Origin of the sequence: Desulfonatronum thiosulfatophilum (assembly GCF_900104215.1) — a bacterium.
Classification (GTDB): Bacteria; Desulfobacterota; Desulfovibrionia; order Desulfovibrionales; family Desulfonatronaceae; genus Desulfonatronum; species Desulfonatronum thiosulfatophilum.
This window is the reverse complement of the sequence record NZ_FMXO01000024.1, coordinates 1-21182: the sequence shown is the minus strand read 5'-3', so window position 1 is coordinate 21182 and position 21182 is coordinate 1. Positions and strand designations below refer to the sequence as shown.

Below are 21182 nucleotides of genomic sequence, written 5' to 3'. Positions count from 1 at the left end.
CAATCCACGCCCCCGCGCGGGGGGCGACTCGTGGGCCAAATTGACGGAGGCTCGTTCGCCGTCGTTTCAATCCACGCCCCCGCGCGGGGGGCGACTGTCGGCTTGTATTCCTTTGCCGCTCAAGGATTCAAAGCCAAAGATTCGCGAACCTCCCATTTGCGGCGTGTGAGAAGTGTACTGAAAAGGTCAGTCAGAAAAAATATTGATTAAAATTGATCAATTGTACTGTGCGCGAACCTGCCGTTATTTATGCCACAACTTCAGGTTCGCGGGCCAATTAAACAACCAATGGTCCTTCCTGATCAAAAGCCTCTTTTGCCCCAACGTGCTCAACTCGATTACGCCAGTTGGAGCCCAAAAAATAGAACCGCAGGCTGTCGTTTTCCGGGTCGATTTCATCGAGCAGTTGTTGTTTCAGCTTGGTCCACTGCGCTGGATCGACAATGCACTCAAAGACCGAGAATTGAACTCGCTGCCCATAGTTTTTACAGATTTTGGCCACCCGTCGCAGGCGCTTGGGACCGCCAGGGTTGGATGTGGCCACGTCATAACTGACAAGGACGAACATGGAATTGCATCACCTCCAGATGAACGGCGGATAGCCGTTCAAATCGCCGCGTACATGCCGAGCCAAAAGCAAGGCCTGGATGAATGGCAGTAAGCCAATTTCCACCTTTTCATTCAGGAACGGATGATTGATCACTTCTTGTTTACGTTTTTGATAGGCCACGAGAAAAGCTTTGCGGGTATCGTCCTTCATTTGTATGCCGCCGGTTTCTGCCCGGATAAATCCGGATTCCTTGATTGCTCCAAGGTTGATCTGGGAGAGCACCAACCGGTCCGAGATGACCGGTCGGAACTCCTCCATGATGTCCAAGGCGAGTCCGCTTCGGCCCGGGCGGTCTCGGTGCAGAAAGCCGACCGCGGGGTCCAAGCCGACGGATTCCAGGGCACTGCGAACGTCGTGCATGAGCAGGGTATATGCGAAGGACAGCAGGCAGTTGACGTTGTCCAGGGGCGGACGGCGGCTGCGGTTTCGAAATTGGAAAGCACACTTCTGCGCGGTGATCAGATGATCGAATACGCTGAAATACGTCCCGGCGGCGTCGCCTTCGATACCTCGCAAGGCATCCAACGAAGCGGGCACCTGGAGTTGATCCAATGAGCAACGTAGGCTCCTGGCTGCGTTTTCCAATGTCTCGGCGCAGGGCTTGCTCCCGTGGTCACGGAGCGCCCTGCGCAGGACCGTGCGGCTGTTGGCGATTTTGCCGGTCAGAATGAAGCGAGCCATGTCGGCAGACCGTTCATGGTCGTCCGCCCAGCGATACTGTTCACGGCGCAGCAGGACATTGCCGGAAACTGGTCCTTGCATTCGCGCTAAAAAGCGTCCGTACTCGGTCAAAAAACTGACCCCGACGTCCCGCTCAGCGCATAGACCCAGCAAAAACGGACTGCACGAGACCTGCCCAAAGCAGACAATGCCGGCCAGCGTATGGAACCTGGAGGCGTGTTTCCTTTTCCACGCGCACCAGTACGGTCTCGCCCTCACGAGACAGATACGCGCCCTGGGTGGTCACATACAGAGTATTCAGAAGCTTCTTCATGTCGGCTCCACAAGTATGCGTGAAAGATAGCGCTGGACGTTTTTTGCTGATCCGGCCACCTTGGGCAGGCAGAGTTCAAGTAGCGAGCAGCTATCGCACTTTTTTTCATAGCGGGCGGGCGGCGTAATGCCGGAACGGATCAAATCATGCAAATGGGCCGCGGCATCCATGGTTTCCCGGCGCAGTTTTTCATCAATAGCCACGTCCCTGCGTCTGCGATTTTGGCCGTAGAACAAGGCTCCCTCAGGCACTTGGCGGTCCAGCATCTCTTCCAGGCATAGGGCCTGAGCGCAGAGCTGAACCGCGTCGCAGCTGTCCTTTTTGGGGCGGCCGCGCTTATATTCCACGGGGAACGGCACCCATTCCTGTCCCTTCAGATGGTACTCCACCAGGTCGGCCCTGCCCGAGATGCCCAAGCTCAATGACCGCAACGGCACGCCCGTCTCGATCCGCACCTTGCCCCGGGTTTCCCGCTGCCGGGAATCCACCCGTTCGTGCATGACCCGCCCTTCGGCCGTGAAGCGATTCTCCGTCCAGACCTGCTCGATGTGGATCAACGCGCACTGCCTGGGGCAGAACAGCAAGTGCTGCAAGGCGGAAAGAGGAAGGAGGTCGGCTTCCGTGTACATGGATCTGACTTCGCTTACGCTGTGCGACGTCGCGACTCGCCAGAAAAGCAAGTCAGCGATATTGCCGCAGTTTCTCCAGCAGACGGGCGCGCATGGCCGGCTTGTCGACCGGATACAAAGAGATGAGGCGCTTGCTTTGCTGCTGGTAGAGTTGTTGTTTCTTGAGCATGCCAATTTTGTAGTCCGCCGTGTCCATGCCCCAATATTCGATATAGACGTCAAATTCCGGGAGATAGAAATCCGGTCGGATGGCGTACCCGTCCAGGATGCGGAATCGTTCGTCGTAACGATAGCGGATGCCTTCGGCCTTTAGGGCTTCGCAGATGAGCCGCTCGCCCTCGGATTGCACCCATGTGCCGTCCTTGGAGCGAATGTTTTTTTGCAGTTCCACCTTGATCTCGTAGTTGCGGCGCTCCAGGAAAACCTCGTCGAAGCAATGATCGCAAAACGGACGCTGGAATGCCTTGCGGCTGCGGACGTATTCATCCGGTGCCAAGCGCACACCGCAACGCTTGCACAGGTGAACGACCTGCTCGTCGGCGATGCGCACGGCCTCGGTGATGTACTCGACAGCCAGGGCCGCATCGCGCTGGTTGTAGTCTTTTTCCACCGGGTTCGCGGCTATGTCGCGGAGGTCCGGCAAGGCCGACTTGGCGGCGACTCCATATAACTTAAGCGCCCGGATGGCATACTGGCGAACCTGGGGATGCGTGTCGGACAGCAAAGGATGCAACACGGAAGCGGCCTCATCCGCGTCGGCCAATCCGGCAAGCTTGCCCATGGCCGACGCAGCCAGACGACGCACATTGGCCACGGGCGAACGGGCCAGTTGCGCAAGCTCCGGCAAGGCGGCCGGATCTCCGGAATTGCCGAGATCCACCGCCCGTTGCCGGAATTGCTGTTCAAGCTTTTTGTCCATCTATAGCAGCTCCAGAAGTTCTACCTCCGCCGGTGACTGGCCTACGGTAACTGCATAGTCCTTGAAGGAGCGTGCCGGGCCGGTGGAGTCGTCCCGGCGCTTGATTTGGACCAAGTCAAAGAGTTTGTGGGCTGGGGCGTTGCCGAGCTTGTTCTGGTGCTTGAAGACAAAGAGCTTGCGGCTGCTCATCAGGCCGCGCGCGGCCGAACGGTCGTGCTCGAACATGTTGACCAAAGCGTCCCAGAGCAGATCCAGATCCGCGTTGGAAAAGCCGGTTTTTTCGGCCAGAGGGGCGGAGACGAAACCGTGGACCACGTACAATCCGTAGGGCACGATATGCTTGCGGCCCATGGTCCGCTCCTTCTCCAAATCCTTTTCATTGGTCACGGCCATGCGGGTGATGCTGACCTCCTGGGGCACGATGGGCTCCACGCTTTTGGCAAAGGCCAGTTGCACCGGTCCGCGAACCTGTCCGCAGTTGATATCCGTGGTCATGACCGCGCCGAAGGTCCGGATGTCATAGAAGTTGGCGCACATCCAACCCGTAACTTTCAGGGCGTCTTCAACCTTTTTGGGAAGTTTCTTGGCTTCGAACTTGAGGTCATGAGCGATGTATGCCTGCTCATGGGTCCTGTTCAGCACGGCTTTTTCCTGGATGTATATTTTGAAGCCTTCGGCCCCTTCCTTGGCCAAGGCCACATGATTGCGGATCTTACGCTTGAGGCAGACATCCGTGACCAGCCCATGTCCGGTCTCTGGGTCGATGCGGGGCATGTTTCCAGCGTCAGGGTCCCCGTTGGGATTTCCGTTGACCACATCAAAGATGAGGACGAATTCATGGCGGTTGGTAATGGCGGTCATGACTGTGTCTCCTTGTTTTTCTTGGTGAAGAGGTCCTTGCGCTGATGGTAGTAGCCGATCATGAACAGCCCCTGTTCCTCGGAGGACATGGTGGCCGGAAAATCATCAAAGGATTCGATGATGTCCTGAATCATTTTATCATAACTGAATGCCAAGCCTTTTTTCTCTGGATCCTTGCGCAGCTTGGCCGTGTGGTTGGCCGCATTTTTGAGCAGCATGTGAAATATCTGCCCGGGATTGGCCGAGGCCGAACCGAGGTAACGGTCCTTGATTGTCGCACTGGTTCCGGGGATAGCCTCCTCCTGAGCTTTTTCCAGTATGGCGAACAGTCTGCCCAGCAAATACGGACGATCAGTTCGAGTGGGATCGAATGACACGGGAACCTCCCATTGTTTGTTGCGGATCAAAAACGCCTTGATCAAAGCAGCTCTGAAAAACGTCACCTGATGCTCGGCACGGATGCGGCCAAGCACGGTGGGCAGCAGGCTTTGCGGATACAACGAGCCTGTCAGCATAGCCTTGGCCATGCCTCCAGCCAGAACAGGCGAGATGTTTTCGCTCTTACCCAGCGGGGCGGTCTGACGGAGCAGTCGCCACAGTGGCGGAAATTCCGGATCGGAGTCGAATTGCCGGATGATTTCCATTTGCTGGAAATGCTTGCCCACCTTTTGCAACAATCCGCCCACGGTGCTGGTTTCCCAGAAACGAATGGACAGCCGGGAGGCATTGGGTGCAAGTGCCAGCAGGTAAAAGCTTACGGATTCATCCAGATTCGGCACGATGTCCACGGCACGTCGTCCAGAGCGGATGGCCTGGAGCAGATCGTGAATCTTGATCGTTGTGTGATGATCAATCTGTGATTGGGGCGATTTGTCCACCGGCGCGGGGTCAAACAGGTCCGCCAAAAAGTCCTCCGCGGGACTTGAGCGTTCTGCCCAGAACACGATGGTCATGTCGCCGATGGTGACTTTCTGGCGGCTGCCTCTGGTCAGTAGGGCATTGAGGGCCGTGGTGTAGGCAAAGGCAGATGTTTCGCCCACATCGGCTTTGTCCCGCCCGTAGGAGACGAACGCCGAAGCATTGAAGGAAACGATGTACCCGCCGGAAGTCTGCCCGCCTATGACTCCTTTGATAGGCGTATGCACTCGGGCCAATGGGACATCTTGTTCGCCTGTGATGAGACACTGGACCTTGGGGGCTTCATCCACCTTGGCGCAATGAGTGCGCCATACATTCTGCAACCAAGGACGGTCGTGAATAAATCCCCTCACTCCTTCCAGCCGAAAGACGAGATTGGCCCCGGCGACTTCCTCCCAGGGGGTATAGGCATTGATGATCGTCTCAGCCTCGTCCGGCTCCCAACTTTCCATGAAGCCTCGGACCGCAGCAAAACCAGGATCGGCGACGTCAGCGCCAATCTCGTGAAGCAGTTCCTTGAAGGCGGCAAACCGGGGGGCATTGGTTTTAATTTCATTTTTGTCCGCGCCCAACACATAAGCGGCCTTATCCCAGAGAAAGTTCGCCTTAACCCCCGAAGTCCTGGTCACTGCTGCCGGAACAGCCATTTTGCGGGGAAAGCGCTTTTTGTCGTCCGTTTCTCGCAGATCCTCCACGCCACGGAGCTTACCTTCCTTGTCCAGGACCAGGGCAAAGGAAATGTTTTCGATGCTTGTGCCGTAGGGCGGCATGCCCGAGTCGGGATCGGTGATCATCCTTTCGTAGTAGCTATGCAATGCTTGCAGAATCATGCCCGCACCTCCGCTGACCAGGGCGGAGGCGGCTCGATGATACCGTCCTTCATTTCGGCCTTGAAAAACAGCGGCGTCATGCCCTTTGAAAAGTCGATGTCCAGGAGCATGTAGCCCAGTTCCCTGGTCTGACCGACATAGAAAGACGCCGGCACCTTGCCTTCGACCAGCTCAAAAGAGGCTGGGAACTCACGGCAGCCCAGGCATGGTTGGTGGAAGGACTGTCCGGTTCTGGCCCGACGGTTGAAAATATCCAGGTGCTTGCCTTCGTTGTCTTCTGGTCCGGCCTGGTCCGTGAGCACGAAATGGGCTTCGATAACGTAGTCCACATGACGCAAGAGCGTTGCGGCGCGTTGCTGGCGGTTGTTGCCGTCGTCCACCAGGAAATACAGCGGTTTCTTGTCTCGCATGGCCGTGACCGGATTGGGTTTGGGAATCTTGGAACTGACCTCGTTGCGGCGAACGTTGTCGAAAACGATGGGTTTGAGCACATGAATTTTGTCCACCACCCAGCGGATGGCCGGTTTCCAGTGGATGGCCTCCAGGATGCCCCGGGCCGCGGATGGGGTCATCACGTCGTAAGAAACTCTTTCGACTTTGATTTCGGGTCTGGTCCAGCAAGCATAGTCTCCCCAAACCCGCAGCTTGATGCCGAATGCCATGGTGTCCTCCTGAACGTTGGCCGCGAGGTTTACGCCTCGCGGCCGGAAAACTAATGATACGAACGTTTAACTTCAAGTTTCAATCCACGAACCATTGATGGTCGACGCTGGTTCACCTCCTTGCATTTTTTTGCAACTCCTTATCTCAAGAATGATTTTCTTGGCAAGAAAAATTTTTCTTGAAATTAAATGTTAAAGGATCAGAGACGACGGCTCCCAAACATCTCCCCCATCCACACGCAAACCGACGCTCCTATCGTAGGCAGCCAAGTTGCGCAGAACAGGGTACTGGTCATGGATCATATCTACGGCACCTGCCGTGTGTAGCCGAGTCAGATCTTTAGAACGGACGGTCACAGAATACTGTTGCAGTTTGCGCAAAGTGGAGCGAGGAAACTCGGTGTGCCGCAACTCCCGGATCAACAGTTGAGCATCCTCGGATTCTTTAAGACCGAGATTGTTTGCTGCGGGCCGCAAAGGAATGATCAGTGCCGTGCCTTCGTCATCAATAAAACGGAAATCCCGGGCCACCTTCTTGAATGGGAGGATCAGCTCTTTGTCGATGGGAGCGTTCAGGCGTTTTAGAATCTGTTTGCCGTCCAAATCCTGAACATCGTAGAGCAACTCGAAGTACCTGCGCATGACTTCCAGGCCAAGCGGATCGGCATCCGGCATGGTGCGCAAGGTCTCGGCGGCCCGGGAGGCGCAACGTTGCAGCCACGGCATTTTAGGTGGCTGTTCAGGTTCAAAAACAACGACCTTACCGCCTTCGATCAGCCTGCCTTCCCGGTTGCACCTTCCGGCGGCCTGGGCAATGGAGTCCATCCCTGCCATGGCCCGGTAGACCACGGGAAAATCGACATCCACGCCAGCCTCGATCAATGACGTGGAAATCACCCTGCAAGGCAAACTGTCCTGAAGACGCCCACGGATCACGGCCAGCACATGCCGACGGTGGATCGGGGTCATGTTGGTGGAGAGGTGAAACGCGCCATCCCTGTTGGCCAGTTGTTCAAAGACCGTCTTGGCCTGGGGCTTGGTGCTCGCGATGCACAGCACCTGCTCATGTTCGTCCAATCGCGTGGCCAGTTCCGCGTTGGACAGCTTGCCGACGAACCGGACATGGGTGCGCTTGAGTTGTTCATAGAGTTGGTCCGGTTGGACAATGATTTCCCGCACGTCGCGCAAGGCAGTGCGCAGTTTGGGATCGTCCAAGGCTGGCTGGGTGGCCGTGCACAGCACCACAGTGCAATCGTAACGGTCCACCAGTTCGCGTAGCGCCGCCAGGCAGGGTTCCAGGTATTCGGTGGGAATGGCTTGGGCCTCGTCAAGGATGATCACGCTCCGGGCGATGTTGTGCAGCTTGCGGCAGCGCGAAGGCTTGTTGCTGAATAAGGACTCGAAGAACTGGACGTTGGTGGTGACCACCACCGGAGCATCCCAATTCTCGGCGACCAGGCCGCGCCGGATGTCGTATTCCCGGTCTTCCGGGGCATCCTTGTCCCGGTAGTTGCAATGATGCTCCAGCACGTTGGCCCGTCCAAGAATGTCGCTGAACACCTTGGCGTTCTGCTCAATGATGGACGTGAAGGGGATGGCGTAGATAATCCGGCGCAGTCCATGGGGCACTGCGTGGTCCAGGGCAAAGGCCAAAGAGGACAAGGTCTTCCCGCCACCCGTTGGCACGGTCAGGGAGAAAAAGCCCGGTTGGGACGCAGCCACGCTACGGCAATCCTCCAAGATGCCGCGACGCAGGATGTTCACTGGAGTGGAATCGGCCTTGCGCAGCAGGTGATCCAGATGCTTGTTCAGGTCGGTTTGCAAGGCCGGAAGCTGGGCGGCTTGAGCCTGAATCTTCGAGTGCACCATTACATTGCGCAACCCAGCCTTTTCCGGCGAGCAAAAGGCTTCCGTGTCCAGGAAATCCGCGTCCGTGAGGCAGGAAAAGAGCATGCGGGTGAAGAAGGACAAGGTGAAACCGACCTGGTCGCGGGATAAAGTGAACGGCGGCTTCAGGTCGGCTGGACAGGCGACAACGGGCAAGACTTCGACGTAATCCGGAAGGCGTTCCTGCTTCAGGCGAAAATGGAGCTGGCCTTCCTGCATTCCCCCATCCGGCAAGCCGCCGTGGTGACCGGCTACGATGTAGGACAGCAAAAGCCCGAGCCGCCCGCATTGCTCCGCGCTCAGGCGTGCTCCGAAAATGGAATGGTTGACCCGGAGAGGTCGCCCCTCCAGTCGTGCAATGAACTCCGCTGTCGCTTTGCCCGAGTCGTGTAATAAACCGGCGGTCCGCCCCCAGTCGGAAGCGCTGAAAGCCGCGGCGAATTCCGCTGCAAGTCGGGCCACATTCTCCAAATGGTCATCAAGAAGCTGCCAATCCGACTTGTCAGGATTCGGAGTCGAGTGGGCGTAGTAGTTCATTGGGTTTCTCCTGTTTTCAGTGTCCACTTCCACCTCTGCCTCCCGTCAGGCCATTCATCATCGTGTGGCACTCTGATCCAGTGGCAAGCAAGGTACTGAATTGGCCGTAGCCGGGGAACATTCCAGCTCTTCCTGGATGCGATTTCGGGAGATGCATCGATTGTGCGTTCGGAACAACCGATCAAGAGCATAGATGCGTTGCGCGCGGTTCATGGTCGCCTCTGTTGCGGTTGAGTGGAGAGCGTTGGAATACGTTGCGTTTGATATCATGCCGGGGCCTTCGAACATGGATTGATTTCTTGCCCATTCGAGGAGTTCAGCCGGAATGACATAGAGTTGGCTGGGCAGCACAATGAACCATCAAATTGAAAAAAGATAGTGTTATAGAGATACGTTTAGCTAGATTCGGTCAGCGATGTTGTGGCTTCAAGCACCAGATCAGCCTGGTGTTCAATGTCTAATCAATGCCACGATGATGATGCAGAACGGAATCTGATCGGCGTCTCGAAAAATCCCTTCCTGTATTGCAATACGGGAGGACTGGCAGTGCGGAAGCTATCAGTGGGGAGTGACGAAAATATCCGGGGAGCAACAAAAAAAAAGCCCCCGGCGTTGGTGTGCGCCGGAGGCCTCGTGTTCTTGAGATAATCGCCTCAAAAGATTGTTGTAAGCGATTAAGGTTTGATTATCTTGCAGTCATTGAAATAATCGCGGGCGGTACTGTTTGGGGCCCAAGTTACAGGAGAATATCCCGGAGGTCTTTCCTGGGCCGCTGTCCCTGGGACTCGGCGGGGTGGCCTATGGCCAGCATCGCCACAACAGGGAACGCTTCGGGAATCTGGAAACGTTCCTTGACCGCGGCCTCGTCGTACATGCCGACCCAGCAGGTCCCCAGTCCCAGTTCAACGGCCTGAAGCATGACCTGGGACAGGGCAATGGCGCAATTGGCCGCGGCGGCCCAACGCAGTACTTCGGGCTGGGCGTCCGCGGCCTTGCTCAGGTACTCTTCCAGCCCCGCGAGCATTTCCGGAGGGAGCATGCCGCTGTCTCGCAGGAAGCGGACATTGGTCGCGGAGTCCTCGACAAAGCGTTGTACGTCGGCGCAGCAGATCATAACGGCCCCGGCGCCGGCAATCCATCGTTGCCCCTTGGTTGGAGCGCCGGAGAGCCACTGGATGTCTTCGCGCTGCGTAAGTACCTTAATCCGCCAGGGCTGGCAGTTGATGCTGGATGGGGCCAGTCTGACCGCTTCCAGAAGGATCGCCATCTGTTCCTCGATTACTGGCTGGTCCGTAAACTTGCGGATGCTGCGTCTCGCTTGAATGGCTTCTTTAACCGTCATGGTGCGACCTCCTTCCTGATAGCTATGTCATGTTGCATTCGGGAAAGCTTTGTTTCCCAGAACTGCCAATCGAAGTGCGGGGCGTGCGGGAAAAGTGAGCAACGGCGTGAGTCGTCGGTGATATGTCGGCTGAACAGGGGCGCATGCCGTCACAATACCGCGCCGGGAAGCGAATCAATTATCCGGCTGCAGCCGCAAAGCCATCTCGTGCAACTTGTCGGCGAGAAGCATGAAGACTTCCACGCGCGGCGGATGGTTGTGGAGGCGCCGCCAAAGCCATTCGCTGAGGTAAAGCAGCTCGCCCTCGGTCAGATCAGGGCGGGGTGTGGCGGAAAGAAAAACGGCCAGGAGTTCCTGTCTGGCGTTCTCCCTCACGGCAATGGCCCGCATGATGCCCTGAGCCGCGGCATCGCGTTCCAGGCGTTCATCCAGAATCCGAACCTGGTCTTCGGGAGCTTCCTGCTGGGCGCGTTCCAACTCGGCTTCGGCCTGCTGGTAGCGGGAGTGAGCTGCGAAGGCCGAAGTCTGTCCCAGCAGCCATTGTTCCGTCAGGGGAATGGACTCGTCATGCAGGGAGTACAACTGCACGGCATGAGCCAGAGCCGAGACGGCAGCGGATGCGAGGCGGTAGAAATCCTGCTGTTCCGAAGCCGTCAGTTCGCGTTGCTCGAACGCGTCGTTGGGGGCCGGGAATGCCCAGGTGGCGGATCGAAGGGCCTCATCCAGGGCTTGTTCGAAGAAAGGATGAAAAATCATCCAGAGGTTTTCAATGGCTTCCGGCTGGAGCAGATTGCTGAAAATCTCCTCCCGGCCCTCCAGAAGTGATGGGCTTTGGTGTTCCAAGCCCACAAGGGCCATACCGTAGCGCCGGTTCAGGGCGGAAAAATGGATCCGCAGACGGCCGGTGGAGTCGGGATTCAATTCCGAACCGGGAGGAAGATAGCCCGTGACGATCTGCTCGGCCAGGTCGTCGAAGAACCCCATGGTGATATTCGTGAAGCCGATCGGCTCGGGTTCCGTTTCGTCAGGAACGCCCTCCATATCCTCCGGAAGGATATCCGTCGGTTCGCTTTCCTCCGGCTCAGGTTCGACCGGAAAAGGCGGGGGGGGCTGGAGCTGGAAAGGTGGCGCCAAGTCCGGTTCGGGCGGGGCGGAGGGGGGCTGAACGATTTCCGGCGGCGGCTGGTCCGCCGGTTCCCACAGAATGACCATCCCGGCGACCAGGATGAGAATGCCTCCAATCACTACCAGCAGGGCTTTGCGCATGTGGCCTCTCCTGCACGCGGATGCTCACTTCATGGCTTCATAAATCCGCATCGGGGGTATGTTCAACAGTTCGAATTCGGACTTCACCTGTTTGAAGTAATGCTCCAGGTGCACAAAGAGGTGGTCGTCCTTCTGGTAGAATGTCTGGTAGGCTAAAAACTTGCCCTTGTCCGCGAGAACTTCATGGGTCTGCTGGATAATATCCTGCCGGGCCTGCTGGTCGATGTACGAAAAGGGGATCCCGGAGATGACGTAGTCCGGCTTGTGGGGCAACTGCCCGTTGACGAGGTTGCCGACATTCTCGGCACTGTCGTTGAACAGGTGAACCCGCTGATCCCGGAACGATTCCTGGAGGCATTTGAACATATCCGGGTTACGTTCGATAAGGACCAAGTGGGCAGTGGGCCGCATTTTTTTCAGGAGGTACTCCGTGAAAACTCCGGCGCCGGGACCATACTCAACAATGACGTTGGCCGTGGAAAAATCGATTTTTTTGCAAACCCGCTTCACGCCGAAGGGGGATGTCGGCGTGATGGAAGCGACATTCCTGTCGCGCAAAAAACATTTGACGTAGTTCATTGTACTCATGATATTCATGCGCCCATGGAAAGTTGTAAATGAGCCGACCATTACTGCCGGCAAAGAATGCATTCCGCAAAACACGAGTTGGTGGGCTGAGAGTTTTCTCTTTGATTTTGCTACGCGCCCGCAAAAGTTATTGTGTTCATTCGACAGCAAAATGGCAAGTCCGGCCTGGGAAAATGTCCCCTGATCTTGCGTTGGAAAATAGATTCTGACCGCTTTTCTTTTTACATATCGGTCAATAAGCGTTGAATCTGGATAAAGCGCTGAAAACGCCATGCTTGAAGAAATTGGTGAACTGCACCGCGAGCCAGGAATGTTCAGCTCCGCGATTATCAAGCCGTTCATGCGATTATCAATTCAAACAGGTAGTTATTGAAGGTGTGCGGTGTGGTCTTTTTTGACTTTCATGTCAAAGAATGTTTTTCTTTAATTTTTGATGTCTTATGGTTGGGCATTTCCTGAAGCATCCAAGATCCGGAGTGATGAAGTGAACAACATATCGAATCTCGCTGATGAGATGGCAACGGAAATACTTTCCGAAGCGGCAGATACGTTTTTCGGTCAACGCAAATCTCTTGAAGAGCATCTCGTGCTCTTCAACTCAAGGGTTCAGCAGCTTGAAGGGGTGGGAAAACGGGCGCGGCAGATGCAAGGCGTGCTGCATGGAATCCTGTTGAACGAGACGGTTACGCGGGATTTCTACAGGACGCTGGATATTACTGAACCTGAAAGCGTGGAGAGCCTCCCCGCGGAGCTGGTTGCCCGACACGTGTTCAGGCAAAGAGCTTGGACATTGCGCGGACGATTCACCAAGCTGCTTCTGACCGTCTATGCGCAGACCCAGTCTGTCGTGGACGAATACCTGTACGGGAGTTACCGGAATGACCCCGAGCATCCCAAAAGAAAGATCGCCGTGACCGGATACAAGAAGCTGGTGGAATGGGCGGATGAATTGAACAGGAACATCAACAAGCTGAATACGGAACAGTCTCCCAATGAAGTGTTGCATTTCGTCAAGGGGCTGGACAGGCAGACCTGCGCCATGGAAAAGGCAGCAGGAGCTCCTTGCGACATGGGGCGGGACAGGGGGATGTTGTTTTCATGTATTGATTTTGCTTCACTAGATCTTCCCAATTTGCCGGAGTATCCTCAACTGACGAAGGTGGAAGCCCAATTGCGCCGGTTCTGCGGGAACACCTGTGACAGCTGCGGTCCTGAAGTGCGTGCCTTGTTCAAGGAGCTGGGGCGGTATTGGCAAGCATAACATCAACCGAAGACATCTTGTACAGGAGGAGTCGTGACGTCTGCTGAGAACAAACGCAAGGGCATCATTCTTGCCGGCGGCTCGGGAACGCGGCTGTATCCGCTGACCAGAGCGGTGAGCAAGCAGCTGATGGCCGTGTACGACAAGCCGATGATCTATTATCCGTTGAGCGTGATGATGCTGGCCGGCATTCGGGAAATACTCGTGATTTCCACGCCCGAAGACGGACCTGCGTTTGCAAATCTGATGGGCGACGGCTCGCAGTGGGGGCTGCAACTGCAGTATGCGACCCAGGCCGATCCCGGAGGCATTGCCCAGGCATTTCTGATCGGACGCGACTTTTTGGCCGGAGAAGCCTGCGCCTTGATCCTTGGAGACAATATTTTCTACGGCCACGGGCTGACCGAGAAGCTGCGCCGGGCCATGGCAACGGAAAAGGGCGCCACGGTTTTCGGGTACTGGGTCAGCGATCCCGAGCGCTATGGCGTGGTGGACTTCGATGATCGCGGGCGGGCCGTCAGCATAGAAGAAAAGCCGACCGACCCTAAATCCAACTGGGCGGTCACGGGGTTGTATTTCTACGACCGGCAAGTCGTTGAGATCGCCACCAGTCTGAAGCCGTCGTCGCGCGGAGAACTGGAGATCACGGACGTGAACATGGCCTACCTGCAGCAGGGTGAACTCCATGTGGAGTGTCTCGGCAGGGGGCATGCCTGGCTGGATACGGGAACCCACGCTTCTCTGCTCCAGGCGGGCAATTTCGTGCAGACCATGGAGGAACGCCAAGGCTTGAAAATCGCTTGTCCCGAGGAGATCGCCTATGCCAGTGGCTGGATCAGCGCGGAGGATGTCTTGAATCTTGCCAGACCTCTGCGCAAGAGCGGCTATGGGAGCTATCTGGAGTCGCTTGTGCGACGGGATCCGTTCACTCTGGATAAAGGAATCAACCTGTGAATGTCATTGAAACGCCTTTGAAAGGGCTTTTACTGATCACACCTCGCGCCTTCGGCGATGCCCGGGGTTTTTTTTTGGAGACGTATCAGGCCGAGCGCTATGCCGAGGCCGGCATTGAGGTCGCCTTTGTCCAGGACAACCATTCCAGGTCCAGCCGCGGAGTGCTGCGGGGGCTGCATTACCAGGTCGCCAAGCCCCAAGGTAAACTTGTCATGGTGACGCGCGGCGCGGTCTTTGACGTTGCCGTGGACATCCGCAAGGACTCCCAGACGTTTGGTCGATGGCACGGCGTTGAACTCAGCGACGCCAACCATATGCAGCTGTTCGTACCGCCGGGCTTTGCCCATGGTTTCTGCGTGCTCTCGGAAACGGCGGATTTTCACTACAAGTGCACCGAATATTATGCTCCGGAGACCGAACGGACCATCATCTGGAACGACCCGGACATCGGTATCAACTGGCCCATCGCAACACCAAGCCTCTCAACAAAGGATTCAACCGCGCCTCGCTTAAGGGATGTACCGCCGGAAGATCTCTTCTGAAGCCATTGACCAACTGAGATGACAAAGGCCGGAACGCTGCTGCGTTCCGGCCTTTTTGCGTCTCAGTTTCAAAAAAAAAGCTGACTTCAAACTCGACTTGCGAAGCGCGCACCTGCGGCGCCGCTTCCCCTGGGATCGCCGCACCCCAGTGCGGCACGTATTGCCCCTGAACGTCCGGACAGCAGGTGATCTGTTGTTGTCTTTTAATAATCCGACCGAATGCAGGGTGCATAGAGAAAACCGATGGATGAGGTGAATCTTCATCAGATAAAGCAATTGGACGATATCGTTCTCTTTCGTATAGGAGCACGGAGTTAATCCATATGATTCCATGAATGATGCACCATCGTTCATGTACGTGCTGTTCAGGGCTCAAGGGAAAAATGGTGAACCTCTACTTCATCTGCCCGCAAACACAAAAAGGATACTGGTCGAATCAGTGGTCCGTTGACCCGAATCTGCGCGTAGAGACGTCACGGGAGGGGCATAGGCGGCTTGACGGTATGGTACATGTAAGCTGTCCATGCTGTGGAACCGAGCATCTCTACAAGGCGCATGAACTTGCTTGCCCGCTCACTGTTCCACCCGCGAGCAAAACATGACGGCAAACATGCTCGCATGGACGGAATGTCGGACAGCATGTTCGACGTCAAGGTGATTTCGTCGGTCCAAACGTCAACCCAAGTTACAAGGAGAAAGAGAATGCCAGGGGCTGTTAAGAACATTTTTGCCACGACCATCGGCATCATTGCCGTGGGATCGGTTATCGGGGTGCTGGCCTCCTTTCTGCAAAATGCCGGCAATCCGACGAACATGGGAATCTGCGTGGCCTGTTTCGGGCGCGATATCGCCGGTTCCGTCGGCATGCACCGGGCCGGGGTGGTGCAGTACCTGCGGCCCGAAATCCTGGGTTTCGTTCTGGGATCCTTCGGAGCGGCGCTGATGTTCAAGGAATTCAAGCCCACCGGAGGGTCGGCGCCGTTGACCCGGTTCGTGCTGGGCATGATCGCCATGATCGGAGCCCTGGTCTTTCTGGGTTGCCCCTGGCGGGCCATCCTGCGTCTGGCCGGCGGCGACGGCAACGCCCTGTTCGGTTTGGCCGGGCTGGCGGCCGGGGTCTGGATCGGGACGCTGTTCTTCAAGCGGGGCTTCAATTTGGGCCGTAGCCAGGTTCAGAGCTGGAGCGCCGGTTTGATGCTGCCTCTGATCATGGTCGGATTGCTGGCGTTGCGTCTGATCTATCCGCCCATCGCAGGCGAAGCGCAAAGCGGCGTACTCTGGTATTCGCTCAGCGGCCCCGGAGCGGCGTATGCTCCTTTTGCGGTCGCCATGGCCGCGGGACTGGGAATCGGTTTCCTGGCCCAGCGCAGCCGGTTTTGCACCATGGGCGCCATCCGTGACGTGCTGCTGTTCCGGCAGTGGTACCTGATGTTCGGTCTGATTGCCCTGCTTGTGGCGGCGTGGGCGGCCAATCTGTTCCTGGGGCAGTTCAATCCGGGCTTCGAGGGGCAACCCGTGGCCCACACCCAATGGTACTGGAATTTCGCAGGCATGGCCGTGGCCGGATTGGCCTTTGCCCTGGCTGGCGGGTGTCCAGGACGCCAGTTGTTCATGTCCGGCGAAGGCAACAGCGATGCCGGGGTTTTCGCCCTGGGGCTCATCGTGGGCGCGGCGGTGGCCCACAATTTCGGTCTGGCCAGTTCTCCGGCGGGCATCGGTCCCAACGGCATGGCCGCGGTGATTGTCGGGTTTGCAATCCTGCTGTTCATCGGTGTAACCAACTGCAAGCGATCCTGAAGGAGGATGCCGAATCATGACGCAAGTAATTGACGCACGAGGTTTTTCCTGTCCCCAGCCTGTGCTGCTGGCCGTCAACGCCATGGACAAGACCGGGAATGGCGAACTGGAAGTGCTAGTGGACAACGAAGCCAGCCGGGAAAATGTCGACCGGGCCGCCCGACGCAAAGGTTGGACTGTCGCGGCGAGTGATGAGCCGGACGGAAATTTCCGCCTGGTGCTCCAAAAATGATCCAGTATCTGCGCGGCCTGTTCCGCGGGACCGGAAAGAAGGAGCGCGGCGTTTCCGAGAAGGGGCTGTTGCTGTACCACAGCACCGGCGATGTGATCCGCGCCGAGACCCTGCTCAAGGAGGCTGGATTCGAGGTGGCGGTGAAAGGGCCGCCGCCGGACTTGCGCCAGGGGTGCGACATGGTGATCGAGTTTCCGCTGCTGCAGGAGATGCGCATCCGTAATCTTCTGGAGGAGGCGGGCATTGCCCCGTTGCGCGTGGCCGCGGCCCAGGACCATCTGCTGGAGCCGGTGTCCCTGTATCATGTCAAGGATTTTGGGGATTACCTGATGGTTCGGGCTGCGAACATGAAGATCACCCTGGACAAGTCGGACCGTCGGATCGTGAACATCTCCGGCGGCGGATGTCCGGATGTGCCTTATCTCGCGGAAATGCTCGTGGGCAAAACCCTGGACGATGCGCCTGAGCCGCGCTCCCTGGGCCGGACGTTGTGCGGGTATTCGTTGCAATTGGCGTTCGAGGAGATGCGCCGCCAATGTCCTGGTTGATCGCGGGCAGCGTGCCCAAGGCCGACTTCCCTCTGACGTGGGGGAAGTATCGGTTGCGTGACAACGTGCTCGACATCGACGGGATGGGCGTGAACGTGGCCCGGGGCACGCCGGCGTTGATGGCGGTTGCCGCGGTCTGCGCGGAAGTGTTGGGCATGGAGGCGCCGGAAGCGTTGCTGGCCGGCGATGTGGGCACGGGAGACGGCAGCCGTGCATTGTACAAGCACCTGGCGGAGAACGTGGAGCGTGCCGCGGGAAATGGAGTCACGTTCCACTATCTGCTCCCGGACATCTACTGGCACAATCAGGTCCTGTGGGGGCTGGAAGGGTTGTCAACCACGCCTCTCCTGGTCGCGGATGCCGGGTACATGTACGCAGCCAAGATGAGCGGATTCGCCGGACACTACGACCTGTTCACCCCGGATGCGGGGGAGATGGCCTTCCTGGCGGACGAGACGGCGCCGCATCCGTTCTACACCCGAGGCTTTCTGCTCCAGGAGGAGGACCGGGTGCCGGAACTGATCCGGCTGGCCTATGCCGGGGAAAACGCGGCCAGATATCTGCTGGTCAAGGGAAAGCGGGACTACATTGTCGCTGGAGGGAAGATCATCGCCGAAGTCGAGGCGCCGGACGTTCCGGCCATGGAGCCCATCGGCGGCACGGGCGACAGCCTCACCGGCCTGGTCACGGCCCTGCTGGCCTCCGGCATGGAGATGGCCAAGGCCTGCCGAACGGCAGCTCTGGCCAACCGCTATCTCGGCCTGTTCTCCCACCCGTCTCCAGCCCATGGAATCGCCGATCTGCTGCCCTTCCTGCCCAAGGCCCTGGAGCGGGCCTTGGAGGAAACCGGGGGGTAAGGCGCGCCCGTTTTGAATCGAACGAGAAAACTACTCTGACTTCTCCTGTTCCGCGGCTGTCTTGCTCTTTCTGGTCGTTTTGGGCTTGGTCGCGGTTTTCGGCTTGGCTTTTGTCGTTTTTGCCGTCTTGGTCGTTGTGGACTTGGCGGCTGCTTTTGTTTTGGCCGCGGATGTCTTTTTGGCGGGTTTTTCCTTCGCCGGCGTGGGTTCGGAGAAATCCGGGAGCGGTCCTTCCGTCTCTTCAGGCGCTTCGGCCACGGGGATGAAGTGGCGGCATTCCTTGACCGGGCAGGAGAGGTAGTTGCCGCGTTTCTCCGTGTACCGGCGCAGCATGATCGGGAAGTCGCACTTGGGGCAGGGCTGGGGCACGGGCGGGGCGGGCATGGCCGTGGTGCATTCCGGATAAAGGCTGCAGGAAAAGAACATCTTGCCGAACCGGGAACTGCGTTCCACCAGGTCGCCGGAGCAGCCTTGCGCGGGGCAGGCCACGCCGGTGGAATAGGACTTGGTGTACTTGCACTTGGGATAGGACGCGCAAGCATAGAATCGGCTGCCGGTGCGGGCCTTCTTGAGCACCACGTCGCCGCCGCAGTCCGGACATGTACCCACCTTGACCAGTTCTTCCTTGGGCAGCTTCTCGATGGTCTTGATCTTGCCGCTGTCGTCCCGGGTGAAGTTGCCGGTGAACGAGCAGTCGGGGTAGCCGGAACAGGCCAGGAAGGCGCCGGCCTTGCCGAACTTGACCATCAGGGGCTTGGTGCACTCCGGGCAGGGCATCCCGGCGTCGATTCCGCCCTTGACCGCGGCCATGTCCTTCTTGGCCTTGTCCAGCACGGGATAAAAATCCCCGGTGAAGTTGCGCATCAACTGCACCCAGTCCTGCCGCCCTTCGGCCACCTGGTCCAGGGATTCCTCCATCTGGGCCGTGAAATCCACATCCATCAGCCGGACGAAGTGTTCGGCCAGCTGGTCGGTGACCACGTAGCCCAGTTCCATGGGTATGAATTGGCGCTCCACCTGGGTGACGTATTCGCGGTCCAGCAGTGTCGAGATGATCTGGGCGTAGGTGGAGGGGCGGCCGATGCCCTTTTCTTCAAGCTCGCGGATCAGCGAGGCTTCGCTGTAGCGCGGCGGCGGCTGGGTGAATTTCTGCTCCTTGAGCACCTCCTGCAGAGCGAGACGCTGTTCCGGAGTCAGCGGCGGCAGTTCCTGACTTTTTTCAGCTTCGGCTCCGCCGTAGACCGCCAGGTAGCCGGGAAAGATCAGACGTTCGCCCTTGACCCGCCACTGCGTCTTGTCCGCGGCCACGGTAACGGTAGTGTCCCAGAACCTGGCCGGCGTCATCTGCGAGGCCACGAAGCGCGACCAGATCAGCTTGTAGAGCTGATACATGTCCCTGGGAAGGTAGGATTGAACCATCTCCGGGGTGATGGTCACGTCCACGGGCCGGATGGCTTCGTGGGCTTCCTGGGCCGACTTGCGGGACTTGAAATACCGCTCCGTCTCCGGGCAGTAGTCCTGGCCGTATTTGCTCTGGATCAACTCACGAACTTCCTTGATGGCGTCCGGAGATATGCGCACCGAGTCGGTTCGCATGTAGGTGATCAGGGCCTGGATGCCTCGGTCGCCGAGCTCCACGCCTTCGTAGAGGCGCTGGGCCAGGGACATGGTCCGTTTGGCCGGATAGGAAAAGCGCCGGCTGGCTTCCTGCTGCAAAGTGGAGGTGATGAAGGGCGGACCGGACTGGCGTTGGCGCTCTTTTTCATCCACGGATTCAATAATGAAGGATGCGTTGGTCACCGCCGCTTCCAGCTCCCGGGCTTGGTCCGCGGAGCCGATGTCCGGCTTCTTTCCGGAGACCTTCCACAGGTCGGCCTCGATTACAGCCCCGGCTCCGGCTTCCAGTTTTACCTTGAAGACCCAGTATTCCTTGGGTTCGAAGACCTGGCGCTCCCGCTCCCGATCCACGATCAGGCGCAGGGCCACGGACTGGACCCGGCCGGCCGAGATGCCGCGTTTGACCTTCTGCCAGAGCAGCGGGGAGAGCTTGTACCCCACCAGTCGGTCCAGGACCCGGCGGGCCTGCTGGGCGTTGAACAGGTCCAGGTTCAGGGTCCGGGGGTGTTCCAGGGCCTCGCGCACTGCCCGGGGCGTGATCTCGTTGAACTGGATGCGCTTGATGCGCGGATTGGCGTCCTTGATCAATTCGGCCACATGCCAGGCTATGGCCTCGCCCTCCCGGTCAGGGTCCGGGGCGAGGTAGATCTGGTCCGCCTGAGCGGCCAGCTTCTTGAGCTGGGAGACGACCTTCTGTTTGCCGGGAATGATCTCGTAGTCCGGGGCGAAATCCGCTTCCTCGTCCACGCCCAAAACCTTTTTCGGCAGATCGCGAACGTGTCCGACAGAGGAGCCGACCTCATAGCCCGGTCCAAGGAATTTCTTGATGGTCTTCACCTTGGCCGGTGATTCAACGATGATAAGATGTTTGTTCATAATGTTGAGGGCAAATACTCATCCCTCGGCGGCATGGCAAGTGCCGGCAGGTTGTTGAAAAATCCCCGCTGGCCGCGTTGCCGCAAAAAGTTCAAACCCTCACGTATGAATAATTAGTCGAGCCTGAAAAATCCGATATTTTCGTTACAGGATCATCATAGAAGGCTGACGGGTTGTGGTGCCGAAAAACAGCCAAAGCGTAAAAAGGGCAAAAAAGTGTTCGAACTTCCGAATCCACTTCCTGAAATTGAATGCCGCGGCAGCCATGAACAGGTTGATCGCGTCGCCGAGAACCCCTTTCAGGTAGTTTCGGGACAAGCGATGATCCTGTTTCAGGTGACCAATTATCGGCTCTATTCCTGCTCTACGGCGAAAACGCTCACGGGCGATCCGCCGTTGATAGGGGCTATCGCTTTTCTTCGGACGCCCTGGCCGCAGGATTTTGGTGTCGCCTA

19 protein-coding genes and 1 pseudogene are annotated in these 21182 nt (G+C 57.7%); 7 read left to right on the top strand and 13 right to left on the bottom strand.

Translation table 11 applies throughout. The features are described from left to right. Positions 1-277: 277 nt before the first annotated feature. From cas2 to BLP93_RS17065, 11 genes and pseudogenes are all read right to left on the bottom strand, one after another. Positions 278-568 (bottom strand): CRISPR-associated endonuclease Cas2, encoded by a 291-nt coding sequence (gene cas2, locus BLP93_RS16135; RefSeq protein ID WP_092123901.1) that lies wholly within the window; start codon positions 566-568, stop codon positions 278-280. Between the two features lie 9 nt (positions 569-577). Beyond that, a pseudogene (cas1c, locus tag BLP93_RS16130) lies at positions 578-1604 on the bottom strand (type I-C CRISPR-associated endonuclease Cas1c). Beyond that, positions 1601-2233: a CRISPR-associated protein Cas4 gene (gene cas4 / locus BLP93_RS16125; RefSeq protein WP_092123899.1), complete on the bottom strand. Its 633-nt coding sequence runs from the start codon at positions 2231-2233 to the stop codon at positions 1601-1603. The pseudogene cas1c and the gene cas4 overlap by 4 nt, the downstream one beginning before the upstream one ends. Positions 2234-2285: 52 nt before the next feature. Then, entirely contained in the window at positions 2286-3152 is an 867-nt protein-coding gene (locus BLP93_RS16120) for a HEAT repeat domain-containing protein (protein WP_092123897.1), read from the bottom strand. Further along, entirely contained in the window at positions 3153-4013 is an 861-nt protein-coding gene (cas7c, locus tag BLP93_RS16115) for a type I-C CRISPR-associated protein Cas7/Csd2 (RefSeq protein WP_092123895.1), read from the bottom strand. Continuing rightward, on the bottom strand, positions 4010-5761 hold the full coding sequence (cas8c, locus tag BLP93_RS16110; protein ID WP_092123893.1) for a type I-C CRISPR-associated protein Cas8c/Csd1: 1752 nt from the start codon (positions 5759-5761) through the stop codon (positions 4010-4012). Before cas8c ends, cas7c begins: the two co-directional genes overlap by 4 nt. Then, entirely contained in the window at positions 5758-6423 is a 666-nt protein-coding gene (cas5c, locus tag BLP93_RS16105; protein ID WP_092123891.1) for a type I-C CRISPR-associated protein Cas5c, read from the bottom strand. Before cas5c ends, cas8c begins: the two co-directional genes overlap by 4 nt. Positions 6424-6615: 192 nt before the next feature. Next, on the bottom strand, positions 6616-8847 hold the full coding sequence (locus BLP93_RS16100; protein ID WP_092123890.1) for a CRISPR-associated helicase/endonuclease Cas3: 2232 nt from the start codon (positions 8845-8847) through the stop codon (positions 6616-6618). A 736-nt stretch (positions 8848-9583) separates the two neighbouring features. Then, complete coding sequence (locus BLP93_RS16095; RefSeq protein WP_092123888.1) at positions 9584-10189, bottom strand: nitroreductase family protein; 606 nt, start codon at positions 10187-10189, stop codon at positions 9584-9586. A gap of 174 nt (positions 10190-10363) precedes the next feature. Further along, complete coding sequence (locus BLP93_RS16090; protein WP_092123886.1) at positions 10364-11455, bottom strand: hypothetical protein; 1092 nt, start codon at positions 11453-11455, stop codon at positions 10364-10366. Positions 11456-11479: 24 nt separating this feature from the next. Continuing rightward, a complete protein-coding gene (locus tag BLP93_RS17065; protein WP_161946375.1) occupies positions 11480-12034 on the bottom strand; it encodes a class I SAM-dependent methyltransferase in 555 nt (184 codons plus the stop codon). 493 nt (positions 12035-12527) lie between these two features. On the opposite strand from BLP93_RS17065, the gene BLP93_RS16080 reads away from it, so the two are divergent. The 7 genes from BLP93_RS16080 to BLP93_RS16050 all read left to right on the top strand — a co-directional run bounded on the left by BLP93_RS16080 (position 12528) and on the right by BLP93_RS16050 (position 18234). After that, positions 12528-13304, top strand: a complete 777-nt coding sequence (locus BLP93_RS16080) for a hypothetical protein (RefSeq protein ID WP_092123882.1) — start codon at positions 12528-12530, stop codon at positions 13302-13304. Positions 13305-13337: 33 nt separating this feature from the next. After that, positions 13338-14258, top strand: coding sequence for a glucose-1-phosphate thymidylyltransferase RfbA (gene rfbA / locus BLP93_RS16075; RefSeq protein ID WP_092123880.1), 921 nt, complete (start codon positions 13338-13340; stop codon positions 14256-14258). Beyond that, complete coding sequence (rfbC, locus tag BLP93_RS16070; protein WP_092123878.1) at positions 14255-14800, top strand: dTDP-4-dehydrorhamnose 3,5-epimerase; 546 nt, start codon at positions 14255-14257, stop codon at positions 14798-14800. Before rfbA ends, rfbC begins: the two co-directional genes overlap by 4 nt. Positions 14801-15502: 702 nt before the next feature. Beyond that, positions 15503-16597 (top strand): YedE family putative selenium transporter, encoded by a 1095-nt coding sequence (gene yedE / locus BLP93_RS16065; protein WP_092123876.1) that lies wholly within the window; start codon positions 15503-15505, stop codon positions 16595-16597. A 16-nt stretch (positions 16598-16613) separates the two neighbouring features. Then, complete coding sequence (locus BLP93_RS16060) at positions 16614-16829, top strand: sulfurtransferase TusA family protein (protein ID WP_092123874.1); 216 nt, start codon at positions 16614-16616, stop codon at positions 16827-16829. After that, entirely contained in the window at positions 16826-17377 is a 552-nt protein-coding gene (locus BLP93_RS16055; protein WP_092123872.1) for a putative Se/S carrier protein, read from the top strand. Before BLP93_RS16060 ends, BLP93_RS16055 begins: the two co-directional genes overlap by 4 nt. Further along, the gene (locus BLP93_RS16050) at positions 17365-18234 is read left to right on the top strand and encodes an NAD(P)H-hydrate dehydratase (RefSeq protein WP_092123870.1); all 870 of its coding nucleotides are present in this window, start codon (positions 17365-17367) and stop codon (positions 18232-18234) included. Before BLP93_RS16055 ends, BLP93_RS16050 begins: the two co-directional genes overlap by 13 nt. Positions 18235-18264: 30 nt before the next feature. On the opposite strand, the gene topA is transcribed toward BLP93_RS16050, so the two are convergent. Continuing rightward, the gene (gene topA, locus BLP93_RS16045) at positions 18265-20727 is read right to left on the bottom strand and encodes a type I DNA topoisomerase (protein ID WP_092123868.1); all 2463 of its coding nucleotides are present in this window, start codon (positions 20725-20727) and stop codon (positions 18265-18267) included. 144 nt (positions 20728-20871) lie between these two features. Further along, on the bottom strand, positions 20872-21182 hold a 311-nt coding region (locus tag BLP93_RS16040), incomplete at its 5' end, for a transposase (protein WP_244148788.1).